Here is a 12,421-nt window from a genome sequence, read left to right as displayed (position 1 = left end):
GCCGGTCCGGTGGCGGCGCACTCCCCCACCGCGGGATGAGCAGCTGTCGGCTGCGCGATAGGTATCGCTTGCTCAGGCGTGGTGCGTCCCCGCTGCCCAGAGTTGGTCCTCGAAGCGACCATCCCGAAGGGCAGAGAGATGATGACCATGGACTCGGTCCGGAAGGCACGCCCGCCGGACCCGGGGCTCGACGCGGCCTCGCTGCGCGCGACGTTCGCGGTGGCGCGGGAGGCGTCGGTACGTCGTGGCCGGCCGGTGCTCACGGTGTGGACCACGCCGGTGCCGGGGACGGCTCCCCGCGCCCTGCTGCGTCGGGCCGACCGGCTCGGCGGACGGGTGTTTTTCTGGTCGTCCCGGTGGACCGGCGTGGAGTCGGTCGGGATCGGAAGTTCGCTGGACGTCTCCGCGGAGGGGCCGAGCCGCTTCCAGGTCGTGCGCCGAGCGTGGCACCGGCACTGCCAGGGCCTGGTGACCGGTGGTTCGGCGATCGCAGGGCAGCCCGGGTTCCCGCTGGTGGTCGGCGGTTTCGCATTCCGGCCCGGACGGTGGAACCCGATCGGCGGGATGCCGGACGCGCTCTCCTGGTGCCCGGCGGTCCAGCTGGTACGCCTCGGTGACGGCACGACGCATCTGGCGCTGACCGCGCGGGTGACCCCGGACACCGAAGTCGACTCGCTGGCCGGCCGGAGGGCCGACCTGGCGCGCCGACTCCTGGCCACCCCGGAGCGCGACGCCGACGACGGGTCGCCCGGCGCGGTGGTCCGGTTCGACGTCCCGGACGCGACCGGCTGGCGGCGTGCCGTCACCGCCGCAGTCGACGAGATCCGACGCGGTGAGCTGGCCAAAGTCGTCCTCGCCCGGCAGGTCGTGCTGCACGCCGGCCGGCCGTTCGCGGTACCGGCGGCGGTGGCCCGTCTGCTCGGGAGCACCTCCGAGGGCGCGGTTTTCGCGACGAGGTTCAGCGGGCGGTGGTTTCTCGGCGGTACCCCGGAATGTCTCGTGCGTGTGGCCGACGGCCGGGTGACCGCGGACAGCCTCGCCGGCTCGATGCCGCGGGGCGCCACCGACGCGGACGACGCCGCCTGGGCGCGCGCTCTGCTGCACGGCGCCAAGACCCGGCACGAGCAGGGTCTCGTGACCGAGTTCGTGACCCGGGCCCTGGCGCAGTGCTGCACGGACGTGACCGCGCTCGACCGGCCGCAGGTCATGCGCCTGGGCAGCGTCCAGCACCTGGTCACCACCGTCACCGCGACCGTACCGGCGCACGGTCGCGCCGGCCTGCTGGATCTGGCCGAGCGGCTGCACCCGACCCCGGCGATGGGCGGGTATCCGGGACCGGCCGCGCTGCGCTGGCTCACTCGGTCCGAGCCGTTCGACCGGGGTTGGTACGCCGCACCGGTCGGCTGGTTCGACGCGGTCGGAGAGGGCGAACTCGCGGTGGCGATCCGCTCCGCGCTGGTGTCCGGTGATCGCGCCGCCCTGTTCGCCGGCTGCGGGGTGGTCGCGGGTTCGACTCCGGAGGACGAGTACGCGGAGACCGAACTGAAGTTGCACCCGATGCTCGCCGCGCTCGATGTTCCGGCGGCGGCCACGGGGAGGGCCGCATGAGGGGGCGGAAACTAGTCGCCCACCTGGCGCCGGACGGGCCGCGGTTCGTGGCGGCGGTCGCCGCCGCGCTGGACGGTGGGCCGGCCGTGCTGCCGGTGCCGCCGGGGCCGCCCGGGACCGTCGCCGCGCTCCTCGCCGAGCTGCGGCCGGACGCCGTGGTGGACGAGGCCGGACGGGTGACCGCGCTGCCGGACCCGGCACCCTGCGCCGACGAGGTGGCGGCGGTGGTCGTCACGTCGGGTTCGACCGGCCCGCCGAAAGGCGTCGAACTGCCGGCCGCGGCGTTACGCGCGTCCGCCGTCGCGTCGCTCGCCACACTCGGTGCCCGGCCGGGCGCGCGGTGGCTCGCCTGCCTCCCGCTGTTTCACATCGCCGGGCTCCAGGTCCTGGTCCGAGCCCTCGTCGGGGGTACCGAGCCGGTACTCGGCCCGCTCGGGACCGAGGCGGCCTACACCGCACTGGTGCCGACGATGTTGTACCGAGCGCTGCGCGACGGCGTGGAGCTGAGTCATTACGACGGGGTGCTCGTCGGTGGCGCCGCCGCCGCACCGGATCTGCTGGGGCGGGCCCGCGACGCCGGGGTGCGCGTCGTGACGACGTACGGCATGACCGAGACCTGCGGCGGCTGCGTGTACGACGGCCGGCCGCTGCCCGGCGTGAGCTGCCATCTCGACGCCGACGGGCGGGTCCGCGTCAGCGGCGCGGTCGTCGCCCGCGGATACCGGCGGGGAGCCCTGTTCCACACCGTTTTCCGCACCCACGACCTGGGCCGGATCTGGCCGGACGGCCGGCTGGAACCGCTCGGCCGGGCCGACGAGGTCATCGTCACCGGTGGGAAGAAGGTCCACGCGCAGAACGTGGAAGCCGCGCTGGCGGGCGACCCGTCGGTGGCCGCCGCCTTCGTGGCCGGGATCGCCGATCCCGAGTGGGGGCGGCGGATCACGGCGCTGGTCGTGCCCGCCGACGAACGGCGACCCCCCACGCTGGCCGGGCTGCGCCGTCATCTCGCCGCCCACGGCCCCGGTTGGACCGCACCGCGGGCCCTGCATCTCCTTTCCGACCTGCCGAGGCTCGCCTCGGGCAAAGTCGACCGCCGCGCGGCGGCCGCACTGCTCACTCACCTGGAGAACGAACAGTGACCACCTGGAACGCCAAGGGCGACTACACCGACATCCGGTACGAGATCGCCGACGGCATCGCCAAGATCACCATCAACCGCCCGGAGGTCCGCAACGCGTTCCGGCCCACCACGGTGGCGGAACTGAGCCGAGCCTTCGACGAGGCCCGCGACGACCCGACGGTCGGCGTCATCATTCTGACCGGCGACGGAGATCTGGCCTTCTGCTCCGGAGGGGACCAGCGGATCCGCGGCGACGGCGGGTACCGCGACGCGCACGGCAACGAGCGGCTCAACGTGCTCGACCTGCAGGTGCAGATCCGGCGCACGCCCAAGCCGGTGGTGGCCATGGTCGCCGGGTACGCGATCGGCGGCGGGCACGTGCTGCACCTCGTGTGCGACCTGACGATCGCGGCGGACAACGCACGCTTCGGCCAGACCGGACCCCGGGTCGGCTCGTTCGACGGCGGGTTCGGCGCCGGGCTGCTCGCCCGCACCGTCGGCCAGAAGCGGGCCCGCGAGGTGTGGTTCCTGTGCCGGCAGTACGACGCGCAGCAGGCCCTGCAATGGGGTCTGGTCAACGCGGTCGTCCCGTTGCGGCGGCTGGAGGAGGAGACCGTCGCGTGGTGCCGGCAGATGCTGGCGTACTCACCACTCTCGCTGCGGCTGCTGAAGGCGTCGCTCAACGCGGTCGACGACGGCATGGCCGGGGTCCAGCAGCTCGCCGGCGACGCCACCCTGCTGTACTACCTCAGCGAGGAGGCCCAGGAAGGGCGCGACGCCTACGTCGAGCGCCGCGAGCCGGACTTCTCCCGCTTTCCGCGGCGGCCGTGATGTCCGCCTACGTCTTCGCCATCCCGATGCGGCACCGGTTCCGGGGCATCACCGTCCGGGAAGGCGTGCTCATGCACGGCAAACACGGCTGGGGCGAGTTCTCCCCGTTTCCGGAATACGGGATCGAGGGAGGGACCCGGTGGCTGGCGGCCTGCCGCGAGGCCATCGACGAGGGCTGGCCGCCGCCGGTCCGCGACCGGGTGCCGGTGAACGTGACCGTGCCCGCGGTGGACCCGGCGCGCGCCCAGGAGATCGTGCGGAACTCGGGCGGCTGCCGCACCGCGAAGGTGAAGGTGGCCGAGGCGGCGCAGAGCGTGGACGAGGACGTCGACCGGGTCGCTGCGGTCCGCGACGCGCTCGGTCCCGGCGGCGCCGTCCGGATCGACGCGAACGGCGCCTGGGACGTCGAGCAGGCGGTGCGGATGATCCGGTTGCTCGATCGGTCCGGGCTGCAGTACGTCGAACAGCCGTGCCGGACTCCGGCCGAGATGGCCGCGGTGCGCCGCCGGGTGGACGTTCCGCTGGCCGCCGACGAGACGGTCCGGCTGGCGGCGGATCCGACCGCGGTCGCCGGTCTGCGCGAGGCGGCCGACGTCGTGGTGCTCAAGGTGCAGCCGCTGGGCGGGGTACGCCGGTCCCTGCGCGTGGCCGAGTCCGCCGGTCTGCCCGCCGTGGTGTCGTCGGCGCTGGAGACCTCGGTCGGCCTGGCCGCCGGGCTGGCCCTCGCGGCCGCGCTTCCCGAGCTGCCGTACGCGTGCGGACTCGGCACCGTGCCCCTGCTCGGGGACGACCCGGTCGCCGAGTCGCTGGTGCCGGTCGACGGTGAGATCCCGGTCGTGCGGCCGCCTCTCGACGCGGTGCGGCTGCTGCGCTGCCGGTCGTCCGACCCGGAGCGGACGAAGTGGTGGCTGCGCCGGATCGCGCTGACCCACCGGGAGATGGTCCGGGCCGCCGAGCGGGAGCTCCTGGAGGACCCGGCATGACCGTCACGGCGATTCCCGCCACAGTGGACGATGCGGCCACGGCGCTCGCTACGGTGCTCGCCGACGAGTTGAGCCGGTGCGGGGTCACCGACGCGATCGTCTCGCCCGGTTCCCGCTCGGCCGCGCTCGCCCGGGCGCTGTGGGCGCACCCCGGAATCCGGGTGCACGTGCGCATCGACGAGCGCTCCGCCGGGTTCCTCGCGATCGGGCTCGCCCGGGCCGGTGGCCGGCCCGCCGCCGTGGTCTGCACCTCCGGTACCGCCGCCGCGAACCTGCACCCGGCGGTGCTGGAAGCACACCACGACCGGGTGCCGCTGCTCCTGCTCACCGCGGACCGGCGGGCCGGGCAGGTCGGCTACTGGCGCTCGGTGGTGTGCCGCGCGGTTGACGCCGCCGGTACCGGCCCGTCGCACCTCAACGTGGCGCTGCGCTCCGGCTCCGGCGCGGACCCGGGCCCGGACGCCGGGCCGTGGCCGGAGCAGCTCGCGGGACGGGCCGGTTCGGCACCGTGGACGGCGGTGTCGCGGCCACCGGTGCCGGCGGTGGACCTGGCGGCACCGGCGCGCGGGCTGGTCGTGGCGGGCGCGGGCGCGGACCCGCGGGCGGCGGTCGCGTTCGCCGAAGCGGCCGGCTGGCCGCTGCTGGCCGAGCCGCACAGCAACGCCCGGTACGGGCGCAACGCACTCACCGCCTACGTGGATCTGCTCGCCCACCCGAAGATCCGGAGCGCACCGGCGCCGGAGGCGATCGTCACCTGCGGCCGTCCGGGACTGTCCCGCGAACTCCTGGCCCTCTACGGCGACGTGCCGAACACCGTCGTCGACCCGCACGCGGTCTGGGACGACCCAGGCCGCGCGGCCACCGCCGTGGTGCCGGCTCTGGGCCGGCCGCTGCCGACCGGCCCGCGCGACCCGGGCTGGCTGACCCGGTGGCAGGCCCTCGACCACGTGGCCGCAACGGCCCGCGACGCCCTGCTCGACACCACCGGGCTCACCGAACCGGTCGTGGCCCGGGAACTCGCGGCCCGGATCCCGGACGGCGGCCTGCTGTTCGTGGCGGCCAGCATGCCGATCCGCGACCTGGAGCGCACGATGCGCCCGCGTACCGGCCTGCGGGTGCTCGCCAACCGCGGGCTCGCCGGCATCGACGGCGCGGTCTCCACCGCGGTCGGCGCGACGCTCGCCCACTCCGGCCCGGGCTACGCGCTGCTCGGCGACCTGTCGTTCCTGCACGACCAGAACGGCCTGCCGAGCGCCGCGACGTCGGGCTTGACGCTCGTCGTGGTCAACAACGACGGCGGCGGGATCTTCTCGCTGCTCGGGCACGTCGACGCCACCGACGGCTCCGAGGAGTTGTTCGGTACCCCGCACGGGGTCGGCCTCGCCCACGTCGCCGCGGCCGCCGGCTGGCCACACGCGCTGGTGTCCGGCGTGGAAGAGCTCGCCCGGGAACTGGCCCGGCCGGGCGGGCGGATCGTCGAGGTCCGCTCGGCCCGCGAACCCAACGCCGCCCTGCACCGCAGGCTGCGCGCGAACGTCACCGCGGCACTCGACCGCGCCCTGTGACCACCCGACGGGAGAACCCCATGCCGAACTTCGATTCCACGCTGCTGTCCGTGCTCGCCTGCCCGGACACCGACCACGCGCCGTTGCTGCCGACCGAGGCGGGCCTCGTCTGCAGCGGCTGCGGCCGCCGGTACGACGTCGTCGACGGAATTCCCGTGCTGTTGCTGGAGCCCGGCGATGCCTGACCTCGCCGGGGTGGCGCACGTGGCGCTCACCGTCACCGACGCACCCCGCAGCGCCGCGTGGTACACCCGGGTACTCGGGCTCCGCGAGGCGGCCCGCTTCGCCGAAGGCGACGGAGCGCGCCAGAAGATCGTCCTCACCGATGCGGCGAACCGGGTGCTCATCGGCGTCGTCCAGCACGGCGGCGCACCTGCGGACCGCTTCGACGAACGCCGTACCGGGCTGGACCATCTCTCCTTCGCGGTCCCCGGCCGCGCGGCGCTCGACGCCTGGGCGGCGCATCTCGACGCGCTCGGCGTGCCGTACTCGCCGATCGCCCCGGCCACCCTCGACCCGCGCACCGCGGTCCTGGTCTTCCGCGACCCCGATCACATCCAACTCGAGCTGTTCACGATCTAAGGAGTCGTCCCGTGGTGCGTGCGCATCTGGACAAGAACGAACGGCAGGTCTCGGCGATGTTCGACGAGGTCGCTGCCGGCTACGACCGCACTCGCGCGGCCATCTGGCTCGGCCGGACCGGTGGCTGGGGCCGGGCCGTCGCCCGCGTCAGCGGCGCCGGGCCGGGACAGCGCGTCCTCGACGTCGCCGCCGGTACGGGCAACTCGGCCATTCCCCTCTACCGCACCGGCGCGGCGGTGGTCGGCTGCGACTTCTCGCTGGGAATGCTGCGGATCGGCCGCGAGCGGGCGTCGCGCGCCCGGTTCGTCGCCGGAGACGCGCTGCGGCTGCCCTTCGCCGACAACGCCTTCGACGTCGTGACGATGTCGTTCGGGCTGCGCAACACCGCGGACGTGCCGCGGGCGCTCGGCGAGATGCTCCGGGTGTGCAGGCCCGGCGGCCGGTTGGTCATCGGCGAGTTCAGCCACCCGCCGAACTCGGTGCACCACCGGCTCTGGATGGGCTACCTGCGGCGCGTCATGCCGCGCATCGCCCGGTTCGCGAGCACCAACCCGGCCGCGTACCGGTACCTCTGGGAGTCCATCAACGCCTGGCACCGCCAGCCCGACCTCGCCGGCCTGATCCGCGCGGCCGGCTGGGAACAAGTCGGGTGGACCGACCTCACCGGTGGCGCCGTCGCTCTGCACCACGCGGTGAAGCCGTGAGCAGCCCGCTCATCGACGTGCACCACCACGTCGTACCGGCGTTCTACCGCGCGGAACTGGAGACGGCCGGCTTGCTCCGGCCGATTCCCGGCGTCGACTATCCGCGCTGGGATCCGGCCGCGAGCCGCGCCATGATGGACCGGCTGGGCATCAACGCGGCCGTACTGTCCGTCACCGAGCCCGGGGTGCACTTCACCGCCGGCGAGTCGGCCCGAAGGCTCGCCCGGCGACTCAACGAGTACCTCGCCGGGCTGGTGGCCGACGAGCCGGCCCGGTTCGGGGCATTCGCCGTGCTGCCGCTGCCCGACGTCGACGCCGCCCTCACCGAGCTGGCCTACGCCCTCGACGTCCTGCGGCTGGACGGCGTCGGCGTGCTGACCAACTACCGCGGTACCTACGTCGGCGACTTCTCGTTCGAACCGTTGCTGGCCGAGCTCGACCGCCGGGAGGTACCGGTGCTCCTTCACCCGGCCCGCCCGCCCGGGCGGGATCAGCCGACGTTCGGGCTGCCCGCCTCGGTGTTCGAGTTCCCGTTCGACACCACGCGGGCGGTGGCGAACCTGCTGTACTCCGGCGCCCTCGACCGGTACCCCGGGCTACGTCTGATCGTCCCGCACGCGGGCGGAACCGTGCCGTTCCTCGCCGGGCGGCTCGCCGACGCCGCGGTCATCAGCCCGGAACTGGCCGGCCGGGCACCGGCGGACCCGATCGGCGCGCTGCGCCGGCTCTGGTTCGACACCGCCCTCTCCGCGAACCCCTACACCCTTCCCAGCCTGCATGCTCTTGCCGATCCCGGCCGGGTGCTGTTCGGTTCCGACTTCCCCTTCATGCCCTACGGGTACGCCCGGGACAGCCACGCCGCGCTGTGCCACCACCACGCCGGGAACCCGCACCTGCTGGAACGGATCCGCAGCGGCAACGCCGCCGCGCTGTTCCCGCGCCTCGCCCTCGTCACCACCAGGAGCTGACATGTCCCACACCTTCACCGACCGCGTGTTCGCCCTCGTCGACAAGCGCGACGCGACCGCCTTCGCCGCCCTGTTCGCCCCGCACGGCCGGTTCGTCTTCGGCAACGCCGAGCCGATCTGCGGACCGGCCGCGATCGCCGAGGCGGTCCAGGCCTTCTTCGACGGCATCCGCGGGCTGCGCCACACGATCGTCAACCGCTGGGAGGTAGCCCCCGCCACCGCGGCCGAACTGTCGGTCGAGTACCACCGGCTGGACGGTGAGTACGTCACGGTGCCGGCCGTGACGATCTTCGATCGCGGGGCCGGTACCGGCCAGATCACCAGCTATCGCATCTTCGTCGACCTCGCACCGCTGTTCGCCGTTCGCTGACCGTCCGGCCGACCACCGGGCGGTACAGTCTGCGGTGTCCTCGGCCGGGTGTCGTGGCGAGGACGCGGGAGGCGGTATGGGCTCGCTGTTCGACGAGATCGGTGACGCGGCGACGCTCCGGACCGCCGTCAACCTGTTCTACCGCCGGGTGCTGGCCGATCCCGGGCTCGCACCGTGGTTCGGCGGTGTCGACATGACCGCGCTCCGGGCCCATCAGCTCGCCTTCCTCGCCGACGCCCTGGGCGGGCCGGACCTGTTCAGCGGCCGGGACATCGCCGCGGCGCACGCCGGTCTGGGCATCACCGACCAGGCGTTCGACGAGCTGATCGGCCATCTCGCGACCGCACTGCGGGATCTGGGCAAGAGCCAGTCCATGGTGGACCGCGTGGTCCGGCGACTGGAGCCACTGCGCCACGCGGTCGTCGACGACGCGACGGTCAGCCCACCGGCCGCAGCGCCGAACGCAGCTCCGCCCGGGAGCTGACGCCGAGCTTGAGGTAGCCGGAGCGCAGGTGGTTGTCGACCGTCCGGACCGAGAGAACCAGACGCTCGGCGATGTCCCGGCTCGGCATTCCGGAGGCCGCCATCATCGCGACCTCCCGTTCCCGGGCCGTCAGCGGTTCCACGCTGTCGGCCAGCAGGAGCCCCGGGGTACGCGCCCCCTCGCAGCGTTTCGCCAGCGCCATGGTGCGGGTCAGCAGAGAGGTGGCGGCGCGCGGCGAACCGTCGGCTCGCGCGGCCTGCGACGCGTGGGCCATCGCCTCCGCGGCGAACAGGACCGCGCCCATCCGCTCGAACGCGTCCGCCACCTCGGTGAGCCGGGCGACGTCCCGCTCGGCGTGGGCGGCGGCGTGGTCCGCCCGGACCGTGATCAACGGGCTTCGTCCGCGCGCCGCCAGGTCGGCCAGGCGCTCGGCGACCCGGCGAGACCGGCCCAGCCGGACCACGTCGTGCCAGAGCGCGGCGGCCACGGCCAGCTGACCGCGTCGCCGGGCGTCCTCACCTCCGGTCTCCAGCAGCTCGACCGCGGTGGAGAGGTCGCCTTCCGCCGCGGCCAGCCAGGCTTCACCGACGACCCGCCACGCGCCGGCCGGCCCGGTGGCCACGGGCAGCTCCGCCCAGGCGGCCCGCGCGGCGGTCAGGTCGCCGGTCCAGGCCGACGCGACGGTCAGGCCGCACAGGCCGACCTGTCTGATGCCGGCCAGCCCGTAGGCCCGTGCTCCGTTGACGGCGTCCCGGTACAACCGGCCCGCACTGCGCGCACGGCCGACCAACAGGTAGACCCCGGCCAGCCGGGTAGCGGCGGCGCAGGCCGACCGGTCCAGCCCGTCGTCGAGTGCCTGCGCCAGGGCCTGGCGGCCGGAGGCGACCGCCTCGTCGAGCCGGCCGTCTTCGGACAGTGCCAGGGCTTGGGCCATCAACGGGTCGCTGCCGTGCCAGGTGCTGTCCTGGGCGCCGGCCCGCCAGGCGGCCACCGCGTCCGCGGCGACCGTGACCGCTTCGTCGGTCCGCCCGGCGATCGCCAGCGCCGGCACGATCGCCATCGCCCAGCCGGCGCTTCGCCCGCCGCGCGGCCCGACGCGGTCGAGCTCGGCGAGCGCGGCGGCGGTCTGATCGGCGTCACCGAACAGGATCGCGGCGGTGTAGGCCAGCACCTCGTCCTGGTCCGGCAAGGCATCCCGCGCGGTGCGCAGTACCGTCAACGCCTCGTCCGGCTGCTCCCGCTGGTACGACAGGAGCATCGCGCGGACCACGGCGAGCTGCGCGGCCACCGGGGGCGAAGCCGGCAGCTCGGCCGCCCGCGCCAGGGTGGCCAGTGCCTCCTCGGCATGCCCCAGCTCACCCAGGGCCTCACCCAGCAGGAGCAGCAACTGGGCCCCGCCGTCCAAGGTCTCCGCGTGGGCGGCCGCGGCCCCGGCCAGGCGCCTCACCGCCGGGAAGTCGTGCGCCATCCGCGCCAGCCGGGTGGCGCGCAGGAGCAACTCCGGATCGGCCGTGCCGGTCGCTTCCAGCCGCCAGGCCGCCACCCGCAGCGCGTCCCCCGCGCCGTGTGGTCGTCGGTCCGCCGTCTCGGCCTGCTCCAGCAGCAGCGAACGGGCGCGCAGCTGGGACAGGCCCGCGCGGACCACCTCGGCGTACTGCGGGTGGGACAGCTCGGCGAACAATCGTTCACCGAGCTTCACGAGCCGCACCAGCCCGGTCTCGTCCAGACGGGCCAGCGCGTCCCGGTCGGCGTCGGCCGGGAACTCGTCCACCGCGAGGGATCGGCACACGGCCAGCCGCTCCAGTACGGCCCGCTCCCCCGCGTCCGTCACCACTCGCAGCCGGTCGGCGAGCCGGTCGTGCAGAGCCATGGTGACGGTCGGCGAGCCGACCAGCTGCCACACCCCGAGCACCTGGGCGAGCGTGCCGCTCATCTGAGCGCCGAGCACCAGTTCCCGGAGGTGCAGCACGCTGCCTCCGCTGGCCTGGTAGAGGGTGGCCACACAACTCGCGCTCACGGTCGCGCCGAGCACCGCGGTCAGCAGCGCGTGACACTCGCCCCGGCGGAGCGGCGGTACGTCCACCCGTAGTGCCCGGTCCCGGATCCACAGCCCGAGCAGGGCGTCGGGCACGGCCTCGCCGGTGGGCACCGTCGCCAGTAGCGCGGCCGCGTTCACCTCGACGAGTTGTGCGATCAGCGCCACCGACAACGGATCCAGCGCGGGCAGGTCGTCGATGAACAGCACCAGCCGGTGCCCCCGGCCGAGGGCGGTGACCACCGTGCGGGCGTACCCGAACAGCGTGACGAAGTCATCGAGGGCTGCCGACCGGCCGGTGCCGCCGCCGAGGGAATCCGTGCCGCCCGAGGCGAGCAAGGAGGCCAGCGCGCCGAGCGGGATCTGAGCCAACGCCCGGTTGGCCGACACCCGGGCCACCGGTCTGCCGGCCGCCTCCGCCCGGTCGGCGTACTCCTCCCCGAGCCGGGTCTTGCCGACGCCGGACGGGCCGTACAGCAGCACCGCCATCGTGCGTCCATTGTCGAGGGCGGCGTCGATGTCGTCGAGGAGCGAAGCGCGGCCGACGAAGGGCCACCGGCCGGCACCGGCCGCCGGCGCACCGGTCGGACGTCCGTCGCGCGCCACGTCAACAGGATGCCGTCTGGCCAATGTGAACACAACGTCCTTCGGTCGCCGGCCGGCGGGGCACTTTGTCGGCTGCGCGATAGGTATCCGCTACTCAGGTGTGGAGCGTCCCGGGCGTCGAAAGTGGAATCACGGCGGGCCGGTTCGGCACAGCGTCGATCCGACCGTCACCGTGAACCCGAATGGAGCAGCAATGACCAACACGACAGCGGCCATCCGCGGCCTGAACGCCGATCGCCACGAGACCGCGATCCGGCGGGAGCACCCCGTCAGCCTGAACCACAACGAGGCGGTCGTCCGTCCGACCGGCCGGGCGCTGATACCGAACCACAGCGAGACCGTGGTCCGGCGGGAGCACCCGATCAGCAACAACCACGACGAGGCCGTCGTCCGTCCGAGCGGGCGGACCCTGATCTCCAACCACAACGAGACCGTGATCCGCCGCGAGCGGGCGTTGAGCAGCAACCACAACGAGGCCGTCGTCGTCCGGGCGCTGACACCGAACCACAGCGAAACCGTGGTGGCTCCGGCGCATCCGGCTGCCGGTCAGTAGATCCAGGGTCGC

13 protein-coding genes are annotated in these 12,421 nt (G+C 74.1%); 12 read left to right on the top strand and 1 reads right to left on the bottom strand.

The window, feature by feature from the left end:
• The first annotated feature begins 147 nt into the window (after window positions 1-147).
• From ACIBZJ_RS20620 to ACIBZJ_RS20570, 11 genes are all read left to right on the top strand, one after another.
• Window positions 148-1,608 carry an isochorismate synthase MenF gene (locus ACIBZJ_RS20620; RefSeq protein WP_395931819.1) on the top strand — a complete coding sequence of 487 codons (1,461 nt, stop codon included), beginning with the start codon at window positions 148-150 and terminating at the stop codon, window positions 1,606-1,608.
• The gene (locus ACIBZJ_RS20615; RefSeq protein WP_395931815.1) at window positions 1,605-2,747 is read left to right on the top strand and encodes an AMP-binding protein; all 1,143 of its coding nucleotides are present in this window, start codon (window positions 1,605-1,607) and stop codon (window positions 2,745-2,747) included. The genes ACIBZJ_RS20620 and ACIBZJ_RS20615 overlap by 4 nt, the downstream gene beginning before the upstream one ends.
• Window positions 2,744-3,559, top strand: coding sequence for a 1,4-dihydroxy-2-naphthoyl-CoA synthase (gene menB, locus ACIBZJ_RS20610; RefSeq protein ID WP_395931813.1), 816 nt, complete (start codon window positions 2,744-2,746; stop codon window positions 3,557-3,559). Before ACIBZJ_RS20615 ends, menB begins: the two co-directional genes overlap by 4 nt.
• A complete protein-coding gene (locus ACIBZJ_RS20605) occupies window positions 3,559-4,542 on the top strand; it encodes an o-succinylbenzoate synthase (RefSeq protein WP_395931811.1) in 984 nt (327 codons plus the stop codon). The genes menB and ACIBZJ_RS20605 overlap by 1 nt, the downstream gene beginning before the upstream one ends.
• Window positions 4,539-6,107: a 2-succinyl-5-enolpyruvyl-6-hydroxy-3-cyclohexene-1-carboxylate synthase gene (menD, locus tag ACIBZJ_RS20600; protein WP_395931809.1), complete on the top strand. Its 1,569-nt coding sequence runs from the start codon at window positions 4,539-4,541 to the stop codon at window positions 6,105-6,107. The genes ACIBZJ_RS20605 and menD overlap by 4 nt, the downstream gene beginning before the upstream one ends.
• Window positions 6,108-6,127: 20 nt before the next feature.
• Window positions 6,128-6,292 (top strand): Trm112 family protein, encoded by a 165-nt coding sequence (locus tag ACIBZJ_RS20595; RefSeq protein WP_395931807.1) that lies wholly within the window; start codon window positions 6,128-6,130, stop codon window positions 6,290-6,292.
• Complete coding sequence (locus ACIBZJ_RS20590) at window positions 6,285-6,689, top strand: VOC family protein (RefSeq protein ID WP_395931805.1); 405 nt, start codon at window positions 6,285-6,287, stop codon at window positions 6,687-6,689. The genes ACIBZJ_RS20595 and ACIBZJ_RS20590 overlap by 8 nt, the downstream gene beginning before the upstream one ends.
• Before the next feature lie 11 nt (window positions 6,690-6,700).
• Window positions 6,701-7,393, top strand: a complete 693-nt coding sequence (locus tag ACIBZJ_RS20585; RefSeq protein WP_395931803.1) for a class I SAM-dependent methyltransferase — start codon at window positions 6,701-6,703, stop codon at window positions 7,391-7,393.
• Window positions 7,390-8,361, top strand: a complete 972-nt coding sequence (locus ACIBZJ_RS20580; protein WP_395931801.1) for an amidohydrolase family protein — start codon at window positions 7,390-7,392, stop codon at window positions 8,359-8,361. The genes ACIBZJ_RS20585 and ACIBZJ_RS20580 overlap by 4 nt, the downstream gene beginning before the upstream one ends.
• 1 nt (window position 8,362) lies before the next feature.
• Entirely contained in the window at window positions 8,363-8,731 is a 369-nt protein-coding gene (locus ACIBZJ_RS20575) for a nuclear transport factor 2 family protein (RefSeq protein ID WP_395931799.1), read from the top strand.
• A gap of 76 nt (window positions 8,732-8,807) precedes the next feature.
• Entirely contained in the window at window positions 8,808-9,215 is a 408-nt protein-coding gene (locus ACIBZJ_RS20570) for a group 1 truncated hemoglobin (protein WP_395931797.1), read from the top strand.
• On the opposite strand, the gene ACIBZJ_RS20565 is transcribed toward ACIBZJ_RS20570, so the two are convergent.
• Window positions 9,169-11,856, bottom strand: a complete 2,688-nt coding sequence (locus tag ACIBZJ_RS20565; protein WP_395931795.1) for an AAA family ATPase — start codon at window positions 11,854-11,856, stop codon at window positions 9,169-9,171. The genes ACIBZJ_RS20570 and ACIBZJ_RS20565 overlap by 47 nt on opposite strands.
• A gap of 193 nt (window positions 11,857-12,049) precedes the next feature.
• Here ACIBZJ_RS20565 and ACIBZJ_RS20560 point away from each other — a divergent pair, with 193 nt between their 5' ends.
• Complete coding sequence (locus ACIBZJ_RS20560; protein WP_395931793.1) at window positions 12,050-12,409, top strand: hypothetical protein; 360 nt, start codon at window positions 12,050-12,052, stop codon at window positions 12,407-12,409.
• Window positions 12,410-12,421 lie beyond the last annotated feature (12 nt).

The organism is Cryptosporangium sp. NPDC051539 (genome assembly GCF_044454545.1).
Classification (GTDB): domain Bacteria; phylum Actinomycetota; class Actinomycetes; order Mycobacteriales; family Cryptosporangiaceae; genus Cryptosporangium.
This window is presented reverse-complemented; position numbering and strand designations above follow the sequence as displayed.

Coding starts and splice junctions, on each gene's coding strand:
- ACIBZJ_RS20620 (WP_395931819.1), top strand. CDS start 148: ATGGACTCGGTCCGGAAGGCACGCCCGCCGGACCCGGGGCTCGACGCG.
- ACIBZJ_RS20615 (WP_395931815.1), top strand. CDS start 1,605: ATGAGGGGGCGGAAACTAGTCGCCCACCTGGCGCCGGACGGGCCGCGG.
- ACIBZJ_RS20605 (WP_395931811.1), top strand. CDS start 3,559: ATGTCCGCCTACGTCTTCGCCATCCCGATGCGGCACCGGTTCCGGGGC.
- menD (WP_395931809.1), top strand. CDS start 4,539: ATGACCGTCACGGCGATTCCCGCCACAGTGGACGATGCGGCCACGGCG.
- ACIBZJ_RS20595 (WP_395931807.1), top strand. CDS start 6,128: ATGCCGAACTTCGATTCCACGCTGCTGTCCGTGCTCGCCTGCCCGGAC.
- ACIBZJ_RS20590 (WP_395931805.1), top strand. CDS start 6,285: ATGCCTGACCTCGCCGGGGTGGCGCACGTGGCGCTCACCGTCACCGAC.
- ACIBZJ_RS20575 (WP_395931799.1), top strand. CDS start 8,363: ATGTCCCACACCTTCACCGACCGCGTGTTCGCCCTCGTCGACAAGCGC.
- ACIBZJ_RS20570 (WP_395931797.1), top strand. CDS start 8,808: ATGGGCTCGCTGTTCGACGAGATCGGTGACGCGGCGACGCTCCGGACC.
- ACIBZJ_RS20560 (WP_395931793.1), top strand. CDS start 12,050: ATGACCAACACGACAGCGGCCATCCGCGGCCTGAACGCCGATCGCCAC.